Genomic DNA, 23,853 nt, shown 5'->3' with positions numbered 1-23,853 from the left:
CCGAACTAGTGAGCGAACATGAACAAGACCGGTTTGCAACTGCGGATGGCAGTCGTGGGATCCATCCTGTTCGGCCTCTACCTGGCCGCGGCGTGGTTCTTCCACCTGCTGTTCGACATCGACCTCATGATACTGGTGTTGCTCAGTATCGTGTTGCTGCCCGCCGGCCAGTACAAACTCGGCAAGTGGCTGGCCGTCCGGAGCTCCGGCGCGGAGGACATGCCGGAGGACGACCCCCGCTACCGGAAGGTCCACCAGATGACCGAATCCCTCTGTCGCGACATGGGCATGGAGAAGCCCCGGCTGATGGTCGCCCAGATGGGCGTCCCCAACGCGTTCGCGACCGGTCGGAAGGGCGCGGGCATCGTCGTCGTCTCCGAGGAACTCATGCGGATCCTCGACGACGACGAACTCGAGGGCGTCGTCGCCCACGAACTCGCCCACCTCAACAACCGCGACACGGTCATGATGACGCTGGGCCAGTCCATCGCGACGGTCGTCAGCTACGCCGTCTTCTTCGTCGTCCAGGCGATGGGCGAGGACGGCCCCGGCTTCCTCGTCGCGTGGCTCGCGTCGATGGTCGCGAACTTCCTCGTCATGCTGCTGGTGATGGCCATCTCGCGGTACCGCGAGTACGTCGCCGACGACACCGCCCGCCAGTACGTCGGCAGCGGCGATCCGCTCGCCCGCGCCCTCGAGAAGATCTCCCGGAGCGCCGAGAACCGCGAATCCGCGGTCCAGGACAGCGGCGTCAACGCGCTGTGTATCTTCAACGGCGACCGGAGTGCCCTCCAGCAGATCATGTCGACGCATCCGCCGACCGAGAAGCGCATCGAGAAGCTTCGGAGCTGAATTCGGCGGCCGCTTTTCTCCGCAGTTGATTCGACTGCCCAGCGCCAGCGCCGTCGAACGGCCTCACCTGCTGTCGGTCGTGAGTGTCCAGACGCCCGTGAGTGCGCTCGTGACGACGGGCGTCAGGACGAGTCCGGCGAGCAGCCAGAACTGGACCTGGCCCACCTGGGCCGGCGTGATCGGCCACTGGCGCTCGAGCGCGAAGTACGCCGCCGCGTTCAGGAACGCGACGCCCGAGAGGACGAGACACGCTCCGACGACGGCGACTCCGACCGTCTCGATCGGCCCGGGACCTGTGACGGCGTTCTGGTCGATTTGTTCACGGAGCGCACTCGGCGCTTTCACCGTTACGTACAGCGACCCGGCTCCGAGGAGCCACGTCACGGTCATCACCGCGGGAATCTCGACGACGGGATGTGACGGTGCGAGACGCGACCCCAGTAACCAGAGGCCGCCGCTACCAGCGCCGAGCGCGAGGAGACCGACGACGAACTGCTCGAGGCGGACAGCGAACGGTCGATGGAACCAACGCATAGTCGAAGACGACCGTTCACTGAAATAATCGTTGCGAACGACAGTTCGACCGAGCACTGGCGGTGAGTGCCCCCTCGAGCGGACGGATCGAACGCCGCAGTTTTTAGGCGCGCACCTGCGACAGTAGAATCGTGACCGAAATCCATCCGGGCCAGCGCGTCGCTATGCAGGTCGACGCCCAGAACCTCTATCACACGGCACAGAGTCTCCACAGCCGCAACATCGACTACTCGGCGCTCCTCGAGAAGGCCGTCCAGGACCGGCAACTCACCCGCGCGATTGCGTACGTCATCCGGGCCGACGCACCCGAGGAGGAGAGTTTCTTCGACGCACTCGAGGACATCGGCTTCGAGACGAAGATCAAGAACATCAAGACGTTCTCGGACGGTTCGAAGAAGGCCGACTGGGACGTGGGCATGAGCCTCGACGCGGTGACGCTGGCGAACCACGTCGATACGATCGTCCTCTGTACCGGCGACGGGGACTTCTCGCGGCTGTGTTCACACCTGCGCCACGAGGGGGTCCGCGTCGAGGTCATGGCGTTCGAATCATCGACCGCCGAGGAACTGATCGCGGCGGCCGACGCTTTCCTCGATCTGGGCGAGCGGCCCGAGACGTTCCTGCTCTGACTAGACGCCGCTGGCGTCGCGGGCGACGCTGACGGCGGCGACGCCGGCACCCACGATCAGCGCCGTCCCGGCGAGCAGGGTGAGCGAAGTCGCGTTCAGTCCCGACGGTGCGGCGAACGTCACGCCGCTGACGGCCAGCAGCCCGATTCCGAACGCGATCTGCGTCAGATCCATTCGCTCTCGAGTTACAACCCCTCGTATATATACTCCCCGCTGTATCCCGGCGGCCACCGTCTGGTCTGCTCCGGGTCGAAGGGCTTTCGAGCCGACGGTTCCAACTTCGGCCGATGACCGAATCAGTCGACGGGCACGCGGATCTCTCGACCCTGCGGACGATCGCGGCGTACCAGTTCGGTGCGGGTGCCGGCGAAGCGCTGTTTCCCCCGACGGAGTCGCTTTCGGTGCGACGAACCTCGTCCGGGCGACCCCAGCAGATCCACGCCGAAACGGGTCGCATCGCGTCGTTCGGCACGGACGGCCGGTTTACCCTCGGCCTCGAGGGCGGCCATCGGCTCTTCGACGCGCTCGAGCCGCCCGCCTATCGCGTCGTCGTCGACGACGAGAGCGAGCCGTTCGTCCGCGAGGGCAAGAACGTCTTCGCGAAGTTCGTCCTCGAGGTCGGCCCCGAGGTGCGGCCAGGCGACGAGGTGCTCGTCGTCCACGAACGGGGCGAACTGATCGCGGTCGGGACGGCCGAACTGGGTGCCGAGGCCATCGCGGACTTCGAGACCGGGATGGCAGTGGACGTCCGCGAGGGCGCACCGGCGGAGTAATCGCGACCGACTCCGGGGAGTCGATTATCGTCGGCTCCCGGTCGCGGGATCCGGTCGAAGCCCCAGTTTGGTTTGCCGTTCTCGAGACCGACCCTGGCGGACGGTTCGGACCGGTGCCCGGTTCCGATTTCTCCCGGAGAACGACAAAGTAAAAGGCCGTCCGTGCCGACGTGTCGCCTATGTTCGGAGGAGGCGGTGGCGGACTCAATCCGCGCAAGATGGAGCAGATGATGCAGCAGATGGGCATCGACGTCGACGAGATCGATGCCGAGGAAGTAATCATTCGGACCGAGGAACACGACCTCGTCTTCAACGACCCCGAGGTCACGAAGATGGATGCCCGGGGGCAGGAGACCTACCAGATCATCGGCTCGCCCGAACAGGTCGAGTCGGGCGCGGCCGGCGGCGGCGACGCCGGCAGCGAGGCCGACGCTGGCGTCCCCGACGAGGACGTCGAACTCGTCGCCGAGCGCGCTGGCGTCGACGAGGACGCGGCCCGCGAGGCCCTCGAGGAGAACGACGGCGACCTCGCCGCGGCTATCGCCGACCTCGAGTGAGACAGGCGTGACCGGAGCCGACGGCGACGGCGACGACGGCGACGCGGACGACGTTCCCGTGTTGCTCGTCCGGGGCGACCGGGAGTTTCTGGTCCAGCCGGGCGAGGAGATGGGGACCGATCTGGGCGTCCTCGAGGTACCGGCGGACGTCGATCCCGGCGACACGATCGAGACGCATCTCGGCGAGGCCTTTACGGTTCGCCGGCTACGAGGGCCGGATCTCTTCCACCACTTCGAGCGGACCGGCGCGCCGATGGTGCCCCGCGACGTCGGTCTCGTCATCGGCGAGACCGGCGTCGCGCAGGGCGACCGCGTCCTCGACGCCGGCACCGGGACGGGCGTCCTCGCGGCGTCGATGGCCCGCGCCGGCGCGTCGGTGGTCACCTACGAGCGCGACCCCGAGTTCGCCGACGTCGCCCGCGAGAACATGCGATTGGGCGGCGTCACGGACCGGGTCGACGTGCGAACGGGCGACCTGACCGAGGAGGTGACCGACCTCGAGCCGTCGTCGTTCGACGTGCTCACGCTCGATACGGGCGACGCGGCCGACGTCGTCGGCCACGCGCCCGACCTGCTGGTCGAGGGTGGGTTCGTCGCGGTGTACAGTCCCTTTATCGAGTCGACTCGCGACGTCGTCGAGGCCGCCCGGGAGGCCGACCTCGCGGACGTCCGCACCCGCGAGACGATCCAGCGCGAGATGCAGTTCGACGACCGTGGCTCGCGCCCCTCGACGGCTCCCGTCGGTCACACGGGGTATCTGACCGTCGCCCGGAACGTCTAATCCGGCCGTACTGGCCGCCGTTCGGAGCGTCTAACTCCCGTCCCAGTCGCCCATTACGCGGTGAAAAACGTGTCGTCGTTTCGATCGAGCGATCAGCGGATCTTCTCGCCGACCTCGGCGTCGCCGTGAGTGGTGAGCAGGTCGGCTTCCTCGCCGGCCGCGAGGATCATTCCGTTGGACTCGACGCCGAACAGTTCGGCCTTCTCCATGTTCGCCAGCAGTACGCACTTCTCGCCGGGCAGTTCCTCGAGGTCGTGGAGTTGCTTGATGCCGGCGACGACCTGGCGCGTCTCGAAGCCGATGTCGACCTCGAGGCGGGCGAGGTCGTCGGCACCCTCGATCCCTTCGGCCGACTCGATGCGGCCGACGCGGATGTCCAGTTCCTGGAAGTCCTCGAAGCTGATTCGCTCCTCTGCGAGCGGCTCGAGGTCGTCAACGTCCGTCATATCGCTCGATTCGTCCGCGTCGGTGTCGTCGCTTTCGGTTTCCTCGTCGTCCGACGCCGCGGCGACGCGCTCCTCGAGTTTCTCGTTGAGTTCCGCGACGCGGTCGTCCTCGATCTTCGCGAAGAGTTCGCCGGGTTCGTCGAAGTTCCGGGGTGGGGCCTCGAGGGCGGCCTCGAGTTCGGCCTCGGCGACCGTCCCGTCCTCGCCGAGTTGCTCCCAGAGGGTCTGGGATTTGTCCGGGGTGATCGGCTCGAGGAGGACGGCGACGGCCTTCGAGAGCTGGACACAGTCGCGGATGACCTGGGCTGCCGTCTCGGGGTCGTCGTCGGTGAGCTTCCAGGGTTCGTGGCGCTGGATGTACTCGTTGCCGAACTGGGCTAGCTGGACGGCTGCCTGGCCGATGCCCCGCAGGTCGTAGTCGTTGACCGCCGCGCGGACCTCGGCGATGGCGTCCCGGATGCGCTCGTAGACCTCTTCGGAGACGTCCGCTTCCGGCGTCCCCTCGTAGTTGCGGTAGGCGAACAGCAGCGAGCGGTACCAGAAGTTGCCGACCGTTCCGACGAGTTCGCCGTTGACCTTCTCCTGGAAGGCGTCCCAGGAGAAGTCGACGTCCTGCTGGAGGCCGCCGGTCGTCGTCAGGTAGTACCGCAGCAGGTCGGGGTGGAACCCCTCCTCGAGGTACTCCTTCGCCCAGATAGCCCGGTTGCGGCTGGTCGAGAGGCCTTTGCCGTTGATCGTGATGAACCCGGTCGCGGCGATGCCGCGGGGCTTGTTGTAGCCGACGCCCTCGAGCATCGCGGGCCAGAAGATCGTGTGGTGCTGGATGATGTCCCGTCCGATGACGTGGACGATGTCGCCGCTGTCCTTCCAGACCTCCTCCCAGTCGTACTCGTCCGTTCCGACGCGTTCGCTGTACTGTTTCGTGCTCGCGACGTACTCGATCGGCGCGTCGACCCAGACGTAGAGGACGAGGTCCTCGCCGCCTTCCCCGGGGTAGTCGATCCCCCAGTCCATGTCGCGGGTGATACACCAGTCCTGCAGGCCGTCCTCGATCCACTGCCGGGGCTGATTGCGCGCGTTCGAGGTTCCCTCGAGGCCGTCGAGGAACTCCGTCAGGAAGTCGGAAAACTCCGAGACCTCGAAGAACTTGTGGGTGCGCTCGCGGTACTCGGCCGGGTTGCCCGTGATCGTACTCTTTGGATCCTCGATCTCGCCCGGCTCGAGGTGGCGCTGACAGCCCTCGTCGCACTCGTCGCCGCGGGCCTTCTCGCCGCAGTAGGGGCAGGTGCCTTCGACGTAGCGGTCGGGGAGGTACTGGTCGGCCTGGGGGTCGTAGGCGACCTGGATCTCCTTCTCGTAGACGTACCCCTCCTCGTCTAACGTGCGGACGATCTCCTGGGTGAGTTCGGTGTTGGTCTCGTCGTGGGTGTGCCCGTAGTTGTCGAACTCGACGTTGAACTTGGGGAACGTCTCTTCGTACTGTTCGTGCCACTCCAGCGCGAACTCTTCGGGGTCGACGCCCTCCTGCTCAGCGTAGACGGCGACCGGGGTGCCGTGCATGTCCGAGCCGCAAACGTAGGCGGTTTGCTGGCCGAGCGTCTCGAGGGCGCGGCTGAACGCGTCCGCGCCGATGTAGCCCCGCAGGTGACCGATGTGGAGGTCCCCGTTCGCGTAGGGGAGCCCGCAGGTCACGACGGCGGGGTCGTCCGTCGGAAAGTCGTCGTCGTGTGTGCTCATATTCGTGGTCTGTCGGTGGCGGGCGTAAAACCCGCCGGTTTTCCGTCGCGATCGGTCGTCGCACGATACGCGCCGCTCGCAGGTGATCGGTTCGGACCGGGTTTCGCCGCCGCGATGGATCCGTATGACCGGACGCGACGCGGCGCTCCTCCCGGGGTGGTGCTGTCGCTACGATCGCATCGAACGAGAACAGCCGCCGACGACAGCACGCCTCGACATACGCGAATCGTCTCGATCCGATCGTATAATCCTTCCTATCCCGTGGCTACACCTCGCACTGTCCGTCTCAATCCAGCGTTCACTGGACTGAGACGACCGTTGTGGACTGGAATCGTCCCGAACTGTGGACGACCACCGACGGCTCGGGACGGCTCTCGCGACCCGTGCTAGCGGCTCACTACGGTTCCCAAACGAGAGTTACCACCGGAGACAGTCGTACGGGCTTTTGACACACCTTCTCGTGGCTCGGCCTATGGGTATCGGTGACGCGCCACGGGAGACGTGGGCGACCCGCGCCGGGTTCATCCTCGCGGCGGTCGGGAGCGCCGTCGGCCTCGGGAACATCTGGCGGTTTCCGTTCCAGGTCGGACAGGAAGGCGGAGCAGCGTTCCTGTTGATCTACCTGCTGTTCATCGTCCTCGTGGGTTTTCCGGCGATCCTCGTCGAGTTCGTCGTCGGCCGTCGCACCGAACGCAACCCCGTCGGCGCTCTGAAGGAGATCGCCGGCGGCGTCTGGAGCTACGTCGGTTGGGTGTTCATCGCCACCGGCTTCGTCATCCTCTCGTACTACAGCGTCGTCGCGGGGTGGACGATTCGCTACGCGATTCTGGGTCTTCAGGACGGCTACCTCGCCGACGCCGCCGAGTCCGAGGGCCAGTTCGTCGACCTCGCGAGCGGTCTGGAGGCGATCGCCCTCCACGCCGTCTTCATGGCGATCGTGATCGCCATCGTCGCCCTGGGGATCCAGCGGGGGATCGAACTCGCGGTGAAGGTGATGGTGCCGGCGATCGTCCTCATCACCGCCGGGATGGCCGTCTACGCGTTCACGCTCGAGGGCGCGAGCGAAGCGTACTCGTACTACCTCTCGCCCGAGTTCGGCACCATCGCCGCGGAGTGGACGAGCATCCTCCCCGCGGCCGCGGGCCAGGCGTTCTTCACCCTCTCGCTCGGGATGGGGGTGATGATCACCTACGCCTCCTACCTCGGGGAGGATCGGAATCTCGCCGAGGACGGCGTCATCATCATCGGCTTCGACACTGCGATCGCCTTCGTGACGGGGCTGATCGTCTTCCCCATCCTCTTTACCGCCGGCGTCGATCCGGCCGACCCCGGCGCGGGCGCGATTTTCGTCTCGCTCGCGGCCGCCTTCGGCGATCTGACGCTGGGCTGGCTCGTCGGCTTCGTCTTCTTCGCCACCGTCGCCATCGCCGCGCTCTCGAGCGCGATCAGCCTGATGGAAGTCGTCGTCGCCTACGTCATCGACGAGCGCGGCGTCGATCGCGCGCCCGCTGCGCTCGTCGTCGGCGGCGGGATGTTCCTGCTCGGGGTTCCCTCCGCGACCGACCTGGTCCTGCTGGATCTGTTCGACCTGTTCGCCGACCAGATCCTGCTGGTCCTCGGCGGGCTCCTGTTGATGATCATCGTCGGCTGGCTGCTTGCCGACGTCGCGATCGACGAACTCTCGCGGGGGATCGGCGACCTCGGGTCGCTCGGGCGCGCCTGGATCTGGGCCGTCCGACTGCCCGTCATCGTCGTGTTGATCGTCGCGCTCACCCTCGGTATCCTCGAGTACTACGACTTCCTGACCGGCCCGTTCGCGGACTGGATCGGGGAGACGTTCTGATCGCCGCTCCTCGGTTCACAGGCTGGTGTCCACACCGCCCCCGACCATTCCTTGCGCTTTCTTGTCGAGGTCCTCCCCGTCGTCTTCGTCGCGCTCCTCGCCCGGCGCGGCTTCCGTTTCGGAATCGGTCCGATACATCGCCACGACGGCCACGAGGAACGCGATCACGACGAGGATCGCCGGTCCCGTCCCGAATCCGTCGACGATCGCGAGTCCGACCGCTGCCAGGAGACTCGCGACGAACAGGACGCCGTACGCGTTCAACCGCGGAAGCGGCCCGTTTGATTCTGCCATGGGTTACGTTCGAGCTTCGTGGACGTATTTCTTTTCCAACCGGTCGTCGGTGACGTCGGCTCGCGAGTCGCGATGCGATCCCCGCGGTCGATCCCGTTGCCCACCCCTCGGTCACCGGTTCGGTTCCTGCTCGATGCTCCAGACGTCGACGAGGACGCCGGTTCTGCCGCCCAGCAGGAGGACGATTCCGAGTACGACGAACCCGACGACGGCCACGAGAACGGCGGGAGTGTCGGCACCGAGGCCGGCACTGACGGCGGCCCCGACCCAGCAGAGCCAGCCCGCGGCCTCCCAGGGACGGCCGCCGTAGAGACGCCATGCGGCCACCGAGAAGAGGAACCCGCCCAGCGCCGCCGCGACGACGGCCGTCTCGAGGGCCGTCGCGGTCGAGAGCAGTCCGCCGACGCCGACCATCGCGACGGCGTCGATCCGATCCAGTCCCATACGCGACGCTCGCGGTCAGTCCCCTAACGCGTATCGGATCCGCGCGGCCGCCGAGATGACCGGTCAGAACGTTATCGCCACGTCCAGATCTCGCCGGGGTCCCCGAGGTCGGCCGGCATCGGGCAGTGGGAGTTCGGTACCGTGGGGCCGCGATCGTTCTCGCGGGCCACCGGAACGCTCGCACGGACCTCGAGCCGATCCAGGTCGGCGACGAACGCGGCGAGCATCTCCCGGGTGACGTGGGGCATACAGACCACTCGGAGTTCGTCGCTCGCGGTGCGGGAGATGCGCCACCCCTTCCGGCGGAGCGCGTCGAACGTCGAGCGCGGCACGTCCGCGGCGACCAGCGGGAGCGTCGGCTCGGCGACCTGGTAGCCCCGCTTCTCGAGCGCGTCGGCGAGCCACTCGGCGTTGTTCTGCGAGCGGTGGTACTGCGTGCGGTAGCCCGTCGGCCACAGTTCCTCCATGGCGGCGACGGCGCTGGCGACGCCCGCTCCCGAGCGGGTCCCCGTCAGCGTCGCCTGCGCCGTCGACTCGAGGTAGGGGGTGTCGACGGCGAGCGCGTCGAGATACGATTCCGAGCGGACCAGCAACCCGCCGGCGGGGATCGCGGCCTGGCCCATCTTGTGGGGGTCGATGGCCATCGTGTCGACGGGGGCGTGGGCGAAGTTCCACTCGTAGTCCGTAAAGGGAAGGACGAAGCCACCCCACGCGGCGTCGACGTGGAACGAGGCGTCGACCGACTCCGCAATCGCACCGAGTTCCGGAATCGGGTCGACGCGGCCGTACTCCGTCGTTCCCGCGACGCCGACGACCGCCGCGGTGTCCGCGTCGACGCTGGCCCGGACGGCCTCGAGGTCGGCCCGGTGGTCGGCGTCGGTCGGCACGATCCGGAGTTCGAGCCCGAGAATGTCGGCGGCTTTCTGGAAGCTGAAGTGGGCGGACTCGGGCATGACGACGTTCGGATCGTCGGTGTCGGCCCGCTCCCGGGCGATCCGCATCGCCTGGATGTTCGCTTCCGTCCCCCCGCTCGCGACGTACCCCGCCGGCTCGTCGAGGCCCGCGATCTCCCCGAGCATGGCGATGGCCTCGTCCTCGAGGCCGGCGACGCTCTGGTAGGTGGCCGGGTCACCGGGGTTCGTCGCGAGAAACCGTTCGGCCGCCTCGCGCGCTACCGGGTGGGGTTCCGTACACATCGACGACAGCACCCGGTCGAACGCCTGCGGCTCTTCTTGCATATCACGAAGGTACGTGATCAACGGCTTATTACTTCCGTTCGACGGCAGCGACCGCCTCCGAATTCCCGCACGGAGCCACCGGACCGGTCGAGTCGACGACCGTGAGTCGCCGTCCGCTGACGAACTCAGCGCACCGAATCGAGCAACAGTTTCTGTTCGACCCGCTTGACCTCGTGTTGGACGTCCCGGACGGCGTCGATGTTCGCGGAGATCGAACTGATCCCCTCGTTGACGAGGAACTGGACCATCTCCGGCTTGGAGCCGGCCTGGCCGCAGATGCTCGTGTCGACGCCGTGTTCCCGGCAGGTCTCGATGACGTCCCCGATCAGCCGGAGGACGGAGGGGTGAAGTTCGTCGAAGCGGTCGGCGACGTTCTCGTTGTTCCGGTCGACGGCGAGCGTGTACTGGGTGAGGTCGTTGGTGCCGAACGAGGCGAAGTCGATGCCCGCGTCGGCCATCTCCTCCACGGACAGCGCCGAGGCGGGGGTCTCGATCATCACGCCCCACTTGCGCTTGTCGGGGTCGATCCCTGCCTCGCGCATCCGGTTTTTGGCCCGGTAGACGTCCTCGGCGTCGTTGACCAGCGGGAACATGATCTCGACGTTGTCGTAGCCCATCTCGTAGAGCCGGCGGAACGCCTCGAGTTCGTAACCGAACACCTCGGGGCGATCCAGCGAGCGCCGGATCCCGCGGTAGCCGAGCATCGGGTTGTGCTCGTGGGGTTCGTCCTCGCCGCCCTCGAGCTGGCGGAACTCGTCGGTCGGCGCGTCGAGGGTCCGGACGCGAACGGGACGGGGGTAGAACTCGTCGGCGACGCCGCGGATGCCGTCGACGAGTTCCGTCGTGTAGGCGTCGGGGCCGTTGTTCTCGATGAACTTCTCGGGCGTCTGATTCAGCGAGAGGATCATGTGCTCGGTCCGCAGGAGGCCGACGCCGTCGGCACCCGTGGCGGCCGCGCGTTCGGCGGCCTCGGGGATAGAGACGTTGACCTTCACCTCGGTCGCGGTCATCGGCTTGACCGGCGACTTCGGCCGGACCTCCTCGACGGGTTCGGTCTCCTCGTCGGGGTCGACTTCCTGGCCCTCGAGCACCGCGCCCTTGTCGCCGTCGAGCGTGACGACCTGGCCGTCCGAGAGCACCGAGGTGGCGTCGCCCGTGCCGACGATGGCGGGGACGCCGAGTTCGCGGGAGACGATCGCGGCGTGGCTGGTCATGCCGCCCTCGTCGGTGATGATCCCCGAGGCGCGTTTCATCGCGGGGACCATGTCGGGCATCGTCATCTCGGTGACGATGACGTCGCCGTCGCTGACCTTCGCGAGGTCGTCGAGTTTGGTGACGATCTTGGCCGGCCCGGAGACGGTGCCGGGGCTCGAGCCGAGGCCGTCGACGATGACGTCACCGCCACCGGTAGCGTCGCTCGTCGCTCCGCTCGAGGCCGTCTGCGTCCCGCCGCTGCCGTCGGTGACGCCCTTGGCTGGATCGACGGTCGCGTCGGTCGGATCGCCCGCGTCGGCCTCGGCGTCGTCGATGGTGGTGATCGGCCGCGACTGGAGCATGTAGACCTCCCCGTCGGCGATGGCCCACTCGACGTCCTGGGGGTCGTCGTAGTGGTCCTCGACGCGCTCGCCGAGCGCGACGAGTTCGTCGATCTCGTCGTCGTCGATGACGCGTGCCTCGCGTCTGTCCTCGGGGACCGCACGCTCGATCGTCTCGCCGGTCTCCTCGTCTTTGACGTACATTACCTTCTTCTCGGCGACGGTCACGTCGACGTCGCCGCCGTCGCGGGGGACGACGTAGTTGTCGGGGGAGACGGCCCCGGAGACGACCGCCTCACCGAGCCCCCACGCGGCCTCGATGATCATCGTCGGTTCGCCCGTCGAGGGGTGGCTGGTGAACATGACGCCGGACTTGTCGGCGTCGACCATCTGCTGGACGACGACCGCGATGTTTACGGCCGAATGGTCGAACCCCTGCTCCTGGCGGTAGTAGATCGCGCGCTGCGTAAACAGCGAGGCCCAACACTCCCGGACGCGGTCGAGGAGGTCCTCCTCCGTGACGTTCAGGAAGGTCTCCTGCTGGCCGGCGAAGGAGGCGTCGGGCAGGTCCTCGGCCGTGGCCGACGAGCGCACCGCGACGAAGGCCTCGCCCGCGCGGGACGACGTTCCGCGATCGGACGGGTTCGACCCGTCCGTGCCGATCTCGCGGTAGGACGCCACGATCTCCTCGCGGAGGTCCTCGGGGAAGGGGGTCTCGAGGATGAGCTCCTGTGCGCGCTCGGCGGCTTCGGCGAGCGCGGTGGAGTCGTCGGCGTCGACGTCGACGACCTCGAACAGTTCGTCGTCGATCTCGGCCGCTTCGATGAACGATCGGTAGGTTCCGGCGGTCACCACGAACCCCGGCGGAACTGGCAGCCCGGCTCCGGTGAGTTCGCCCAGGGAGGCACCTTTGCCGCCGACCGTCTCGAGGTCGTCGGCGCTGATCTCGTCCAGCCAGAGTACAGCCATTGCTGTTTGGAGGGACAGGGGAGCGAATAAAGAAGGTTGCGAACGTTTGCGACGAGTCTGTACTCGCCCTCGAATGAGGATCTCGCGGCCCGTCAGAACTTGCCGGAGTCCATCGGGTTACCACTCTGGGTCGAACCAGACGACCGCCGCCACGAGGGGCACGACGATCCACAGCAGTACCGCCGGGTAGGCGAGGTACTGGTGGAGGTAGAACGGCAACTCCGCGGCGGCCTCCTGGGGCGGCAGGTCGCTCGTGAGTACCGTCTCGAGCGAGACCCGCGAGAGCCGGGGCAGCGAGTCGACGACGCTCGAGAGGGTCGCGAAGTGCATCCCGTCGGTGATGACGTTGTAGAGGTTGAACCGGGTCAGTACGGCGGGGAGGAAGTCCCACGGCGGCGTGATCACGGCCTCGATGACGGTCTCCCGGTTGGGGATGCCGACGATCCCGAGCGGGTTGCCCGACAGGACGAACGGTAGCAGCCAGACGCCGAGGCTGCCGACGGCCGCCGAGATCCATCCCTTCGCGACGGAGCCGACGAGGACGCCGAGCGCGACGAAGATGCCGATACAGGCGATCGCGAACAGCGTCGCGACGACGTACGGGAGTCCGACGCTCGCCTGTCGGTTCCAGACCACCCCGGCGATCGCCAGCGCCGGCACCACGATGACGACCGACGCCGCGGCCAGGCGGCCGAGGAAGACGCCGAGAACGACCTCGCGAGCGCTGTACCCTGCCTCGACGAGCCGCTCGTAGCTCCCGTTGCGTCGACCCCGAAGGATCGCGGGGACGGTCACGAGCAGGCCGAGCATCGGCCCGAGCGACAGCACCAGCGCCGAGAGCAGGCCGACGCCGAACACGTCGCCCGAGGACTGCAACGCCTCGAGGGCTCCGATCACGTCACCCCAGCTGGGATCGACGCCGAAGACCAGTTCCAGCGCCTCGAGTTCGTCGACCTCGGCGACCTCCTGGAGCGACGCCTGGCCCTGGATCTCCCGGGCGGCGTCGATGCCGTCCCCGAGCAGGCTCTCGTAGAAGGGGACGACGAAGCGCGTGACGAGGGCCGCGAGCACCGCCATCGAGACGGCGAGCACCCACAGCGAGAGGCTGGCCGCGGCCCGTCGGGCCTGGTGGGCACCGAGGCGCACCCAGGCCAGTCGGCCGGCTTCGGCGGGGTCGATGATCTGCGAACTGTCGTAGACGAGGTCGTCGGCGTCGACGCCGAGTTCCGGCGGCAGTTCGTCGTCGACCGCGTAGCGATACAGCGCGGTGCGGACGATGCCGGAGACGATCACGACCGTGACGGCCGCGACGGTGACGCAGCCGAACAGGGCGAGGATCGGCAGCGTGAACGGTCCAAGCGGACCGACGGCGATGTCGACGCCCTGGTAGATCCAGGCCGCGAGCAGGCCGAAGGCCGTGACGAAGCCCGCCAGGGTGAGCGTCGCCGCGAACGCGCGGATGCCGACCGTCGCGAACGCGGCCGTCCCGAACTTCGATCGGACCGCTTCGGAGAGTTCCGAGAGCGCGTCCTCGAGCGACTGGTCCGCGGGCGAGAGCGCGGCGATCGGGAACGCGAAGACGCTGGCGGTGTCGAAACCCACGCCGACGAACCGATCGGCACCCGGAATGATCCGTGCGACCGAACTCTGGAGGAGGTACCGTCCGGGACCGAACACGAGCGCGGCGATTCCGACCATCCGAGCGCGGTCGGCGGCGACCCCCAGTCCCTCGCCCAACGACGGTTCGCGGCCGTCGAACAGTTCGTTGAGTTCGTAGATGTAGCCGACCATGAAGAACGACCACGCGAACGATGCGACGGCGACGGTCGTCAGGAACGTGAACAGCCAGCCGAACGCGCCCATCCCGAGCACCGAGTACGCCACGATCGGATAGGTGAACCCGACGATCAGGAACAGGATCGGATTCAACAGTACCTGCGGTGACGAGGCGACGATGCCCAGCGAGCGACGCGCCAGCCGATACTGTCGTCCGATCGCACTCATTTGCGGATCACCTCGGAGCCGTCGGTCGGTTTGTGCCCTCGAGTAGCTGTTTCCGGTCGATTCGTCGCGGTCGAACGTGGTTGCATCATACTCAAGCGTCCCCCAGCCGATCACCCGTCCGTCGACCAGCCGCCGGTGACGGACCGACTCGGCTTAAACTATCTACGAAAACGATCGCAGTTAACTATTTTCAATTCGTCCACGTATGCCGCTCTCCACGATACCCGCCCGTCGGCGGAGTCGCCGACCTCGAACACCCTCAGGCCTCGATGATGTCGTCGTCGTCGCTCGCCGGAACCGCGAGCGAGCCGTCGAGTACGGTCACGCCCCGGCCGCCGACCCGAACGCGGTCCGCAACCTGCACCCGGACCAGTCCCGGGCGATCGACGTAGTGGCCCTGCTCGAGGCGGAGTTCGTCGGGGAACTCGTCGTCGAACGCGCCGAAGCGGTCCAGATACGCGCCGACCGCACCGCTGGCAGTGCCGGTGACCGGATCCTCCGGGACGCCCGCGCCGGGGGCGAACATCCGGCCGTGCAGCGTCGACTCGGCCTCGAGCGCGTCGAACGAGAAGAGGTAGACGCCGGTCGCCTCGAGGTCGTCGGTCAGCGCCTCGATCGCGTTCATGTCGGGATCGGCCCCGCCGACGTCCGAGAGGTACGTGATCGGGACGATCAGGAAGGGCAGCCCCGTCGAGGACACCGCGAGCGGCAGATCGGCGCTGGCCCCCTCGAGGGCCGCGCGATCGACGCCGAGGGCGTCCGCGACGCGGTCGTAGCCGACGTCGACTTCCCGGACCTGCGGGGCGTCCTGGGTCATCCAGGCGGTACCGTCGGCGTCGACGTCGATCTCGAGGACGCCGACGTTCGTCTCGAGGGTCGTCGTCCCCGGGTCGAGGCCCTCGTCATAGCGGTGGGCGAACGTCCCGATGGTCGCGTGGCCGCAGAGGTCGACCTCCTGCGTGGGGGTGAAGTAGCGGATCCGCCGGTCGGCGTCGTCGCTCGAGCGGAGAAACGCGGTCTCGCTGACGGCCATCTCGGCGGCGATCGCTTGCATCTGCTCGTCCGTGAGTCCGTCGGCGTCGGGCACCACGCCGGCGGGGTTGCCCGACAGCGGTTCGTCCGTGAACGCGTCGACCTGCAGCACCCGAATCGTCTCCATACGGAGACCGTGGGAAGACCGCCGTATCAATCCTCGGTCCCGTCCCCGCAGCCCTCCTCGAGCGCCCGCCGGATCTCGGTCTCCGAGGCGACCTTCTCGGCCCGTTCGGTCGAGCCGTCCGGGCAGACGGCCACGACCGGGGACTCGCCGTGGATGGCCATCTCACGGCCGAACTCCTCGACGAGCGCGCCCGTCAGCGGCTCGGAGGCCATCGCGAAGCGCCAGTCGTAGCCGTTCTCCGCGGCGTGGTCCCTGACGCCTTCGGCCGTGTCGCCGCCCGTGATCGCCAGCGCGACGACCGTCACGTCCTCCCGTTCCGGTTCGACCGCGGCGAGTTCAGTTTCCTGGCTCCCGCAGGTCGGACAGTACGACGCGAAGGTGTGCAACAGGACCGTGTCGTCGATCCCGGCGATCGAAAACGACTCGCCGGTTCGCACGTCCTCGAGCGTGGCCTCGCGCCACTCGAGGTCCTCGGTCGCCGCCTCGTCCCCCTGGTCGTCGCCGGCGGCCGCGCCCCCGTCGTCCGGTCCGTCCGAGTCCCCATCGCCGTCGGGGCCGGCCGAACCCGTATCGTCGAGACAGCCGGCGACGCCGACCGCCGCCCCGACACCGACCAGCAGTTTCCGCCGGCTCGAGAACCGTGCCATATCCGCGCTACCCGATAGAGCGACATAATTCTGTGGCCGACGCTAGCGCTCGCGGATCCAGCCGGCGACGTCGGCGACGACGCGTTCGTCCACGTTGTTCCGCGCCGGATACTCGGTCGGGACGGACGGCCCTTCCCCCGACATCAGCAGGTGGTTGAGTCCGTCGTAGCGATCGAACGCGATGTCCGACCGCTCCACGAGGGCCTCCTGCCACTGCTCGAAGTCGTCCTCGAGGGTCACCTGGTAGTCGCGCTCCCCCTGCAGGAAGTAGAGTGGCGCGTCAATCTCCTGGGCAGTCCCGAGATGATCGTAGGCGTCGAGGCTGTCCCAGAACGCACCGGGGTACTCGAGGATGAGGTCCGAGGGGTTGTAATCGCCCGCGCGGATACGGTCGACGCGGTCGACCCAGTCCTCGTACTGGGCGGTCAGTTGCGGCCACTCGTGGTCGATGACCGTCGCCTGGTGTTCGACCTGGTCGACGGTCAGGTCGTGGAACGACCGCGCGGGCGCGGCGAGGGCGACGCCGCCGACGAGGTCCCCGTCGCGAGCGGCGAGCCGCGGGACCGCCATGCCGCCGAGGCTGTGGCCGACGACGGCGATCCGGTCCGGATCGACGCCCTCGACCGTTCGAAGCTCCTCGAGGGCGGCCAGCGCGGGATCGACGGTGACGGTATCGAGCGTGTAGTCGGCGAGGTCGGGCGGACACGCCGGGTTCCGTTTCTCGTACCGGAGCGCGGCGACGCCGTTGCTCGCCAGCCCCTCGGCGAGGTCCTGGAACAGCCGCGTGCCCCCGTTGTCGACGTCCATGTCCGACGGCCCGGAGCCGTGGACGAGCACGACGCCCGGCACGTCGCCGTCCGCGTTCGCGGGCGTCGTCACGAGGCCGTTCAACTGACAGCTTCCGGTCTCGACGGTAACAGACTCCTCGTCGATGGCGTCGAGGTCGACGTACGATGGCCGCTCGTAGTCGTCGGCGATGCCGATGTCCTGTACCTCGAGGTCGCTCGTCACGACGACTCGGAGCGCGTGCGTCCCGCGTTCGAACGCCATTCGCACGTCCACCGCGTCGAAGCCGCTGACGACCGTCGCTTCGGTGCCGACGATCGCTTCGAACTCACCGCCGACCGCCGTCAGCCCCAGCCAGACGAGTTCGATCCGCCCCGGCGCACCCACCCGGGCGCGAACGGTCGAACGGAACCGTTCGCTCGCGTCTGCGAAGCGTTCGTCCGTGACGTCCTCGACGAACAGCGTCGCGGCCTCCTCGATCGTCTCCGGGTGCTCCTCCTCGGCGTCGTCTTCTCCGGCTTCGTCGTTGCCGTCCCCGGTGTCACTAGATTCGCCGTCGTCGCTCGGTTCGTCGTCCGCGGGCGTCTCCTCGTCGGTGTCCTCCTCGAGGAGGTCCGTACAGCCGGCGATCCCCGGGACCGTGGCCGCCGTCATCGTCGCGAGGAGTTCCCGTCGCCGCGTTCGTGTCATGAATGCGATCACTTTTCGAAAACGACGAAAAGAGCGTTTCGGTTCCCGGAACACGATCCGGTGGAGAGCCGAAGGCCAACCAGGTAACGAAGCCGAATCGGGGCGATGGGCGACCCGCTCGAGCTGGCCGAGGTGACCGACTCAGTCGTCGCTGGTCGCTTCCTCCGAATAGTCGGCACACTCCTCGAGCGTGGGCAACTCGGCCGAGTCGTGGGTTCCGACCGGCGGCAGATTGACCTCGGCGGCCGGGGAGGCCTCGAGGTCGGTCTTCGTGTCCAGTTCTGCCATCTCGCCCTCGGCGCGGGCGTCCTGATCGATCCGCATCGAGCAGAACTCGGCTCCGCACATCGAGCAGAAGCGCGCTTCCTTGTAGTTGTCCCCGGGCAGCGTCTGGTCGTGGTAGTCGCGTGCGCGGTCGGGGTCGAGCGCGAGGCGGAACTGCTCGCGCCAGTCGAAGTCGTAGCGGGCCTCCGAGAGGGCGTCGTCCCAGTCGCGCGCGCCGGGGCGCTCGTTCCCGACGTCGCCGGCGTGGGCGGCGATCCGGTAGGCCGCGAGGCCGTCGCGGACGTCCTCCTCGTCGGGGAGGCCGAGGTGCTCCTTGGGTGTGACGTAACAGAGCATCGCCGCCCCCGCTTGCGCGGCCATCGCGGCACCAATCGCGCTCGTGATGTGGTCGTAGCCCGGCGCGATGTCCGTCACCAGCGGGCCGAGGACGTAGAAGGGCGCGCCGTCGCAGACTTCCTGCTGGCGTTCGACGTTTTCGGCGATCTTGTGCATCGGAACGTGCCCGGGACCTTCGACCATCACCTGGACGTCGTACTCCCAGGCGCGACGCGTCAACTCGCCCAGGGTGTCGAGTTCGGCGTACTGGGCCTCGTCACAGGCGTCGGCCAGACAGCCCGGGCGGAGGCTGTCCCCGAGGCTGAAGGTGACGTCGTGTTCGGCGAAGATCTCGCAGATCTCGTCGTACACCTGAAAGAGCGGGTTCTGCTCGCCGTGTGCTTCCATCCACGAGGCCATGATCGACCCGCCCCGCGAGACGATGCCCGTCTTCCGGCCGTCGGTCAGCGGCAGATGCTCGGCGAGGATCCCCGCGTGGATCGTCATGTAGTCGACGCCCTGCTCGGCCTGCTTCTCGATGACCTCGAGCAGCAGGTCTTTGGTGATCTCCTCGGGGCTGCCCGCCTGCTTGAGCGCCTCGTACAGCGGCACCGTTCCGATCGGGACCGGCGAGTGTTCGATGTGGGTCTCGCGGATCTCGTCCAAGTTCTCCCCCGTGCCGAGGTCCATCACGGTGTCAGCGCCGTAGTGGACCGCGGTGTGGAGTTTCTCGAGTTCCGTCTCGAGGTCGCTGGTCGTCTCGCTGTTGCCGATGTTGGCGTTGACCTTCGTCGCGAACTCGCGGCCGATGATCATCGCGTCGAGCGCGTCGTGGTTGCGGTTGGCCGGGATGACGGCCTGGCCGTCGGCGACCTGCTGGCGGACGAATTCGGGGTCGCGGTTCTCGCGCTCGGCGACGCGTTCCATTGCCTCGGTAACCGTCCCCTCGCGGGCGGCTGCGATCTGGGTGTTCGCCATCGATAACTAGGTTGTACTATCGAGTTATATACTTTCCCCGGTCGTCCCCGGGAAGCGATTGCCCCTCGCTCGAACGACGCACGGCAGGCCGCCGATTTAGACGACGAGGGCGACGACTCCGCCCCCGACGATAGCGAGCGTCCCCAGTCCGTAACAGACGAGCGCGAAGGGGACGCGCTCGACGACCCGCATCAGGGCGTCGATCGTCAGGTAGCCGACGACGGCGCTGACGACCAGGGCCGTGAGCGCGGCCCCGAGGCCGACGCCGGGAAGTCCACCGGCCCCTGCGACGGTCAGCGCGGCCGCGCCGAGGCTCGCGGGGATCGAGAGCAGGAAGGAGAGGCGAAACGCCGATGCGGGCTCGTAGCTTCGAAACAGGAGCGCGCTCGTCGTGATCCCGGATCGCGAGATGCCGGGCAGGATCGCGATGCCCTGGGCGGCACCGACGAACAGGGAGTCGAACAGCGTCGGCTGTTCGCGCAGTTCGGCGGCCTCGGACCCCGAGGCCTGCTGGAGGAGACCGGTGAGTACGAGGAGGACGCCGATGGCCGCGATGAAGACCCCGCCCGACACCCGGCCGGCGATGTCGACCGCGACGACGTAGAGCGGAATCCCGACCAGTCCGGTCGTCAGACAGGCCACGACGAGATAGGAGGTGATGGCGCTGTCCCCGGTGTAGGCGGCGTCCGGCCGCCACTCGGGGAGCGTCTCGATCGCAGTCGCGAGGTCCTCGCGGTAGTAGGTGGCCGCCGAGAGGGTCGTTCCGACCTGGAAGAACAGTGCGAGTTGGAGCGCGACGTCCGGGCTCGTTCCCAGGGCCGTCAGCGCGAGGGCCACGTTCCCCTGGCTCGAGACGGGAAGCCACTCCACGATTCCCTGGACGATGCCCGCGACGAGTGCGACGATGTACTCCCTCATCCGTTCGCCCGTACGTATCACAGGGGGACGTATGAAACTACCAACAGACCAGTACGGATTCTGACGTGGGGGAACGTGCTGGACCACTGACGACCCAGCGAACACGGACCAGTCTCAGGACGAGAATCGACCGCTGTCGCGTGGATCGCCCGTCGGGACGTATTCAACCCACTTATGAGAGTGGCGCTCCGTCACTCGACTAGGTGGCCACCAGATGTCCGACTTACCGGACGACTTCGACTGTACGATCACGAACTGGGAGTACATCTACGGGCTGTGTCGGGACGTCAGCGACGAGGTCCGCCGCGACGAGTTCGAACCGGACGTCATCGTCGCGCTGGCCCGCGGCGGCTGGTTCGCGGGTCGGTGTCTCTGTGACTTCCTCGGGCTGGACGACCTGACGAGCCTGAAGATGGAACACTACGTCGGCACCGCCGAGAAGAGCGGCGAGCCGACCGTCCGGTATCCGATGCCCGAGGGCAGCGTCGAGGGCAAGGACGTGCTCATCATCGACGACATCGCCGACACCGGCGGTTCGATCGAGCGCGCCTACGAGTACGTCGACGACCGCGACGCCGGCGAGGTCCGGACCGCCACGCTCCAGCTCCTCGGGACCAGCGAGTTCGAACCCAACTACGTCGGCGAGCGCCTCGAGGAGTGGACCTGGATCGTCTACCCCTGGAACTTCATCGAGGACATGGTCGACCTCATCTCCGGCGTCATGGAGCAGGCCGACCAGGAGACGTTTACCCAGGAGGAGATCCGCCACTTCCTCGCGGCGTACCACGGCATCGATCGCATCGAGATGGAGATCGCTCAGCCAAACCGCATCTCCGAGGTCCTCTCGGAGATGGAACGCCGCGACGTCATCGCATCCAGCGGCCCCGGCGAGTGGCGGCTGCTCGAGGAGTAGCGTCGCTCGGAAGCGAGGCCGCGCTGTACCGGACGCACCGTTGTCGATTCCTGCGGACTCACTCCAGCAGCGGCCGCCACGCGTTCGCGCCGACGAGTACGGCGGTCACGGCGATGGCACCGGTGACGAACACCGGGGTCAGGACGCCGGCGAGCGCGAGCGCCAGGGCGATGGCGTTGTACGACAGCGCCAGCGCGAGGTTCTGCCGCACGCGATTCCCGGCGGCGTCGGCCAGCCGAAACGCCCGGTCGACCGCCGTGAGGTCGTTCTCGAGGATCGCGAGGTCGGCGGCGTCGGAGGCGAGGTCGGTGCCGCCGCCCAGCGAGATGCCGAGGTCGGCCGCCGCGAGCGCCGGCGCGTCGTTCGTCCCGTCGCCGACCATTGCGACCGTCCCTCGCGACTGGAGACGGCGGATCGCCGCCGTCTTTCCGCCCGGCGGGACGTCCGCGAACGCCCGGTCGACCGCCGGATGGGCCGCGAACGTCGCCGTGGCGGCCGCGTCGTCGCCCGTCACCACGACCACCTCGACGTCGGTTTCGGCGAGACCGCGCAGGGTCGCCTCCCAGTTCGGGCGCGGATCGTCCCCGACCACGACGATTCCCTCGGCCGTGCCCTCCCGGCCGACGACGACCGGAAGCCGCCCCTCGGATCGCGCTCGAGCGACGCGCTCCAGGAGGTCGTCCGGCAGGTCCCACCCCTGCTCGCGGAAGAGATCAGGGTGGCCCACGAGGAGTCGGTCGCCGTCGACGACGCCCGCCACGCCGGCCGCGTGACCGTGGAACGCCTCCACGGTGGTCGCCGCTGTCGCCTCGTCGGCTGCCGCCTCGGCGATCGCCCGCGCGGCCGGATGCGAGGCTCGCTCCTCGAGCGCCGCGGCGGCCGCGAGGAGGTCCGCGGGCGCGTCGGCCTCGTCGACGGTCATCGTCCCCGTCGTCAGCGTGCCGGTCTTGTCGAAGACGACCGTGTCGACCGCCCGCAGGCGTTCGAAGACGCTCTCGTCGAAGACGACGATGCCCCGCTCGAGGGCCTCGCGGACGCTCTCGGCGACGGTCAGCGGCGGCGCGAACGCAAGGCCCCACGGGCTGGCGACGACGATCGAGAGCAGGACGCCCATCGCGACCCCCTGCGGGCCGGTCCCGAGGGCGTACAGGCCGAGTCCGGCGAGGACCGCGGCTCCGACGACGCCCGGCGTCGCGGTCGCGGCGAGCGCGTCCGCCCGGCGGCCGACGCCGTGGTCGGCGCTCTGGACGTCCCAGACCGTTTCGGTGAGGCGATCGATGCTGCCGGTCGTCTCCTCGCCGACGGCGACGACGGCGGCGTCGCTGCGCACGAGGGAGCCGCCGACCACATCGTCGCCCGAGGACTTCGGCACCGGGAGCGATTCGCCCGTCACGACGGCCTCGTCGACGGTACAGTCCCCCTCCGCGAGGGTGCCGTCGACCGGGATCCGCTCCCCCTCGCGGACGAGCACCCGGTCGCCGGACTCGAGGTCGGACACCGCCACCGTGGTCGTCGTGCCGTCGTCCTCGAGGCGGCGGGCGTCGTCGACCTGCGCGATCGTGAGGTCGGTGAGCCGATCGGTCGCCCGGCGCTTGACTAGCGCCTCGTAGAAGACCGCGGCGACGACCAGCGACGCGACCACGATGGTCACGTCGTAGTAGACGTCGACGCGCCCCTGGAGCAACGCGACCGATCCGTAGGCGAAGGCGGCGAGGATCGTCAGCGCGGCCAGCAGGTGGGTGTTGGGTCGCCGGAGCCGAAGACTGACGTACGCGCCCCGCAGCAACGGGAAGCCGGCCAGATACAGCACCACGCCGGTCACGAAGAAGAAGAGGGGGAAGACGAACAGGCCGTCGATACTCGAGAACGCGTCGCCGTAGTACTCGAGCACCCCCCACTCGGAGAACGCAGAGAGGTGGACGGGATAGAGGACTGCGACGAAGGGGACCAACAGGAAGCTGCCGAAGACGATACCGACGACGTACCGCACCGCGAGCAGGTCCTCGCTGCGGCGTTTCCGGAGGCCGGTCATCTCGCGGGCGCGTCGAGTCGCCCCGTCGTCCGCGCTCGCGTCGACCTCGTCCCGGCGGTAGGCCGTGTAGCCGAGCGTGCTCAGCGCGTCCTCGAGGTCAGCCGGCGTGACCGCCTCCGGATCGTGGTCGACGCGGACCGATTCGGTGACGTAACTCGCCGACGCCGCCTCGACGCCCGCGATCGATTCGGCCACGCGCTCGAGGTAGGACTCGCAGGTCGCGGCGTACATCCCGTCGACCCGGAGATAGGTTCGATCGAGGTCCCGTTCCGTCGATTCGCTCCGGTCGCTCGCGGCGGACGCCGCCGGCGAGCCGGAGCCCTCGAGCGAGACCGCCGAGTCGGACTCCGCGAGCGACGCCGCGACGTCGCGACAGCCCCTCGAGCAATAGTCTTCGCCCTCGCCGGCGCTCTCCCCGCCGGCATCGACGACCGGCGAGCCACAGAGCGAACACCGGTCGGCGCGCTCGTGATCGCGCTCCACAGGCGAGATGC

Annotated in this window: 21 protein-coding genes; 7 read left to right on the top strand and 14 right to left on the bottom strand. The window is 68.1% G+C overall.

Annotated features, from left to right (window positions below; genetic code table 11):
- The first annotated feature begins 18 nt into the window (after nt 1-18).
- Complete coding sequence (locus tag TX79_RS06175; RefSeq protein ID WP_049926440.1) at nt 19-852, top strand: M48 family metallopeptidase; 834 nt, start codon at nt 19-21, stop codon at nt 850-852.
- Nucleotides 853-915: 63 nt separating this feature from the next.
- Here TX79_RS06175 and TX79_RS06170 read toward each other — a convergent pair whose 3' ends face one another.
- Nucleotides 916-1,386, bottom strand: a complete 471-nt coding sequence (locus TX79_RS06170; protein WP_049926439.1) for a hypothetical protein — start codon at nt 1,384-1,386, stop codon at nt 916-918.
- A 131-nt stretch (nt 1,387-1,517) separates the two neighbouring features.
- Here TX79_RS06170 and TX79_RS06165 point away from each other — a divergent pair, with 131 nt between their 5' ends.
- Nucleotides 1,518-2,015 (top strand): LabA-like NYN domain-containing protein, encoded by a 498-nt coding sequence (locus tag TX79_RS06165; protein ID WP_049926437.1) that lies wholly within the window; start codon nt 1,518-1,520, stop codon nt 2,013-2,015.
- Here the strand turns inward: TX79_RS06165 and TX79_RS19580 are convergent, their stop codons facing one another.
- Nucleotides 2,016-2,189 carry a hypothetical protein gene (locus TX79_RS19580; protein WP_195892465.1) on the bottom strand — a complete coding sequence of 58 codons (174 nt, stop codon included), beginning with the start codon at nt 2,187-2,189 and terminating at the stop codon, nt 2,016-2,018.
- Between the two features lie 113 nt (nt 2,190-2,302).
- On the opposite strand from TX79_RS19580, the gene TX79_RS06160 reads away from it, so the two are divergent.
- The 3 genes from TX79_RS06160 to TX79_RS06150 all read left to right on the top strand — a co-directional run bounded on the left by TX79_RS06160 (nt 2,303) and on the right by TX79_RS06150 (nt 4,126).
- A complete protein-coding gene (locus tag TX79_RS06160) occupies nt 2,303-2,788 on the top strand; it encodes a PUA domain-containing protein (protein WP_049926435.1) in 486 nt (161 codons plus the stop codon).
- A 179-nt stretch (nt 2,789-2,967) separates the two neighbouring features.
- Nucleotides 2,968-3,345: a nascent polypeptide-associated complex protein gene (locus TX79_RS06155; RefSeq protein WP_049926433.1), complete on the top strand. Its 378-nt coding sequence runs from the start codon at nt 2,968-2,970 to the stop codon at nt 3,343-3,345.
- 7 nt (nt 3,346-3,352) lie between these two features.
- Nucleotides 3,353-4,126 carry a methyltransferase domain-containing protein gene (locus TX79_RS06150; RefSeq protein WP_049926431.1) on the top strand — a complete coding sequence of 258 codons (774 nt, stop codon included), beginning with the start codon at nt 3,353-3,355 and terminating at the stop codon, nt 4,124-4,126.
- A gap of 92 nt (nt 4,127-4,218) precedes the next feature.
- Here TX79_RS06150 and metG read toward each other — a convergent pair whose 3' ends face one another.
- Complete coding sequence (metG, locus tag TX79_RS06145) at nt 4,219-6,309, bottom strand: methionine--tRNA ligase (protein ID WP_049926429.1); 2,091 nt, start codon at nt 6,307-6,309, stop codon at nt 4,219-4,221.
- A 472-nt stretch (nt 6,310-6,781) separates the two neighbouring features.
- Between metG and TX79_RS06140 the strand changes: the two genes are divergently transcribed.
- Entirely contained in the window at nt 6,782-8,152 is a 1,371-nt protein-coding gene (locus TX79_RS06140; RefSeq protein ID WP_049926427.1) for a sodium-dependent transporter, read from the top strand.
- Between the two features lie 15 nt (nt 8,153-8,167).
- On the opposite strand, the gene TX79_RS06135 is transcribed toward TX79_RS06140, so the two are convergent.
- The 10 genes from TX79_RS06135 to TX79_RS06090 all read right to left on the bottom strand — a co-directional run bounded on the left by TX79_RS06135 (nt 8,168) and on the right by TX79_RS06090 (nt 20,414).
- On the bottom strand, nt 8,168-8,446 hold the full coding sequence (locus tag TX79_RS06135; protein WP_049926426.1) for a hypothetical protein: 279 nt from the start codon (nt 8,444-8,446) through the stop codon (nt 8,168-8,170).
- Between the two features lie 111 nt (nt 8,447-8,557).
- Nucleotides 8,558-8,890, bottom strand: a complete 333-nt coding sequence (locus TX79_RS06130) for a hypothetical protein (protein ID WP_326544637.1) — start codon at nt 8,888-8,890, stop codon at nt 8,558-8,560.
- A 71-nt stretch (nt 8,891-8,961) separates the two neighbouring features.
- Entirely contained in the window at nt 8,962-10,146 is a 1,185-nt protein-coding gene (gene mfnA, locus TX79_RS06125) for a tyrosine decarboxylase MfnA (protein ID WP_268257991.1), read from the bottom strand.
- A gap of 107 nt (nt 10,147-10,253) precedes the next feature.
- Nucleotides 10,254-12,632 carry a phosphoenolpyruvate synthase gene (gene ppsA, locus TX79_RS06120; protein ID WP_049926425.1) on the bottom strand — a complete coding sequence of 793 codons (2,379 nt, stop codon included), beginning with the start codon at nt 12,630-12,632 and terminating at the stop codon, nt 10,254-10,256.
- A gap of 117 nt (nt 12,633-12,749) precedes the next feature.
- Nucleotides 12,750-14,636 carry an ABC transporter permease gene (locus tag TX79_RS06115; protein WP_049926423.1) on the bottom strand — a complete coding sequence of 629 codons (1,887 nt, stop codon included), beginning with the start codon at nt 14,634-14,636 and terminating at the stop codon, nt 12,750-12,752.
- Nucleotides 14,637-14,895: 259 nt separating this feature from the next.
- Nucleotides 14,896-15,795 (bottom strand): PhzF family phenazine biosynthesis protein, encoded by a 900-nt coding sequence (locus tag TX79_RS06110; RefSeq protein WP_049926422.1) that lies wholly within the window; start codon nt 15,793-15,795, stop codon nt 14,896-14,898.
- A gap of 26 nt (nt 15,796-15,821) precedes the next feature.
- Nucleotides 15,822-16,442: a TlpA family protein disulfide reductase gene (locus tag TX79_RS06105; RefSeq protein ID WP_049926420.1), complete on the bottom strand. Its 621-nt coding sequence runs from the start codon at nt 16,440-16,442 to the stop codon at nt 15,822-15,824.
- Nucleotides 16,443-16,484: 42 nt separating this feature from the next.
- Nucleotides 16,485-17,918 carry an alpha/beta hydrolase family protein gene (locus tag TX79_RS06100; RefSeq protein ID WP_049926419.1) on the bottom strand — a complete coding sequence of 478 codons (1,434 nt, stop codon included), beginning with the start codon at nt 17,916-17,918 and terminating at the stop codon, nt 16,485-16,487.
- Nucleotides 17,919-18,059: 141 nt separating this feature from the next.
- Nucleotides 18,060-19,496 carry a phosphomethylpyrimidine synthase ThiC gene (gene thiC / locus TX79_RS06095; RefSeq protein WP_049926416.1) on the bottom strand — a complete coding sequence of 479 codons (1,437 nt, stop codon included), beginning with the start codon at nt 19,494-19,496 and terminating at the stop codon, nt 18,060-18,062.
- A gap of 96 nt (nt 19,497-19,592) precedes the next feature.
- Entirely contained in the window at nt 19,593-20,414 is an 822-nt protein-coding gene (locus tag TX79_RS06090) for an undecaprenyl-diphosphate phosphatase (RefSeq protein WP_049926415.1), read from the bottom strand.
- Between the two features lie 214 nt (nt 20,415-20,628).
- On the opposite strand from TX79_RS06090, the gene TX79_RS06085 reads away from it, so the two are divergent.
- Nucleotides 20,629-21,327 carry a phosphoribosyltransferase gene (locus TX79_RS06085; protein ID WP_049926413.1) on the top strand — a complete coding sequence of 233 codons (699 nt, stop codon included), beginning with the start codon at nt 20,629-20,631 and terminating at the stop codon, nt 21,325-21,327.
- A gap of 58 nt (nt 21,328-21,385) precedes the next feature.
- Here the strand turns inward: TX79_RS06085 and TX79_RS06080 are convergent, their stop codons facing one another.
- Nucleotides 21,386-23,851, bottom strand: a complete 2,466-nt coding sequence (locus tag TX79_RS06080; RefSeq protein WP_049926411.1) for a heavy metal translocating P-type ATPase — start codon at nt 23,849-23,851, stop codon at nt 21,386-21,388.
- Nucleotides 23,852-23,853: the final 2 nt, after the last annotated feature.

This window comes from Halopiger goleimassiliensis, assembly GCF_000455345.1.
In the GTDB taxonomy this organism is placed as follows: Archaea; Halobacteriota; Halobacteria; order Halobacteriales; family Natrialbaceae; genus Halopiger_A; species Halopiger_A goleimassiliensis.
Note: the sequence above shows the minus strand (reverse complement) of the source record. Positions and strands in the feature narration are given on the sequence as shown.

Coding starts and splice junctions, on each gene's coding strand:
- TX79_RS06135 (WP_049926426.1), bottom strand. CDS start 8,446: ATGGCAGAATCAAACGGGCCGCTTCCGCGGTTGAACGCGTACGGCGTC.
- TX79_RS06115 (WP_049926423.1), bottom strand. CDS start 14,636: ATGAGTGCGATCGGACGACAGTATCGGCTGGCGCGTCGCTCGCTGGGC.
- TX79_RS06155 (WP_049926433.1), top strand. CDS start 2,968: ATGTTCGGAGGAGGCGGTGGCGGACTCAATCCGCGCAAGATGGAGCAG.
- TX79_RS06100 (WP_049926419.1), bottom strand. CDS start 17,918: ATGACACGAACGCGGCGACGGGAACTCCTCGCGACGATGACGGCGGCC.
- TX79_RS06160 (WP_049926435.1), top strand. CDS start 2,303: ATGACCGAATCAGTCGACGGGCACGCGGATCTCTCGACCCTGCGGACG.
- TX79_RS06110 (WP_049926422.1), bottom strand. CDS start 15,795: ATGGAGACGATTCGGGTGCTGCAGGTCGACGCGTTCACGGACGAACCG.
- TX79_RS19580 (WP_195892465.1), bottom strand. CDS start 2,189: ATGGATCTGACGCAGATCGCGTTCGGAATCGGGCTGCTGGCCGTCAGC.
- TX79_RS06140 (WP_049926427.1), top strand. CDS start 6,782: ATGGGTATCGGTGACGCGCCACGGGAGACGTGGGCGACCCGCGCCGGG.
- metG (WP_049926429.1), bottom strand. CDS start 6,309: ATGAGCACACACGACGACGACTTTCCGACGGACGACCCCGCCGTCGTG.
- TX79_RS06090 (WP_049926415.1), bottom strand. CDS start 20,414: ATGAGGGAGTACATCGTCGCACTCGTCGCGGGCATCGTCCAGGGAATC.
- thiC (WP_049926416.1), bottom strand. CDS start 19,496: ATGGCGAACACCCAGATCGCAGCCGCCCGCGAGGGGACGGTTACCGAG.
- TX79_RS06170 (WP_049926439.1), bottom strand. CDS start 1,386: ATGCGTTGGTTCCATCGACCGTTCGCTGTCCGCCTCGAGCAGTTCGTC.
- TX79_RS06130 (WP_326544637.1), bottom strand. CDS start 8,890: ATGGGACTGGATCGGATCGACGCCGTCGCGATGGTCGGCGTCGGCGGA.
- TX79_RS06175 (WP_049926440.1), top strand. CDS start 19: ATGAACAAGACCGGTTTGCAACTGCGGATGGCAGTCGTGGGATCCATC.
- TX79_RS06085 (WP_049926413.1), top strand. CDS start 20,629: ATGTCCGACTTACCGGACGACTTCGACTGTACGATCACGAACTGGGAG.
- TX79_RS06105 (WP_049926420.1), bottom strand. CDS start 16,442: ATGGCACGGTTCTCGAGCCGGCGGAAACTGCTGGTCGGTGTCGGGGCG.
- ppsA (WP_049926425.1), bottom strand. CDS start 12,632: ATGGCTGTACTCTGGCTGGACGAGATCAGCGCCGACGACCTCGAGACG.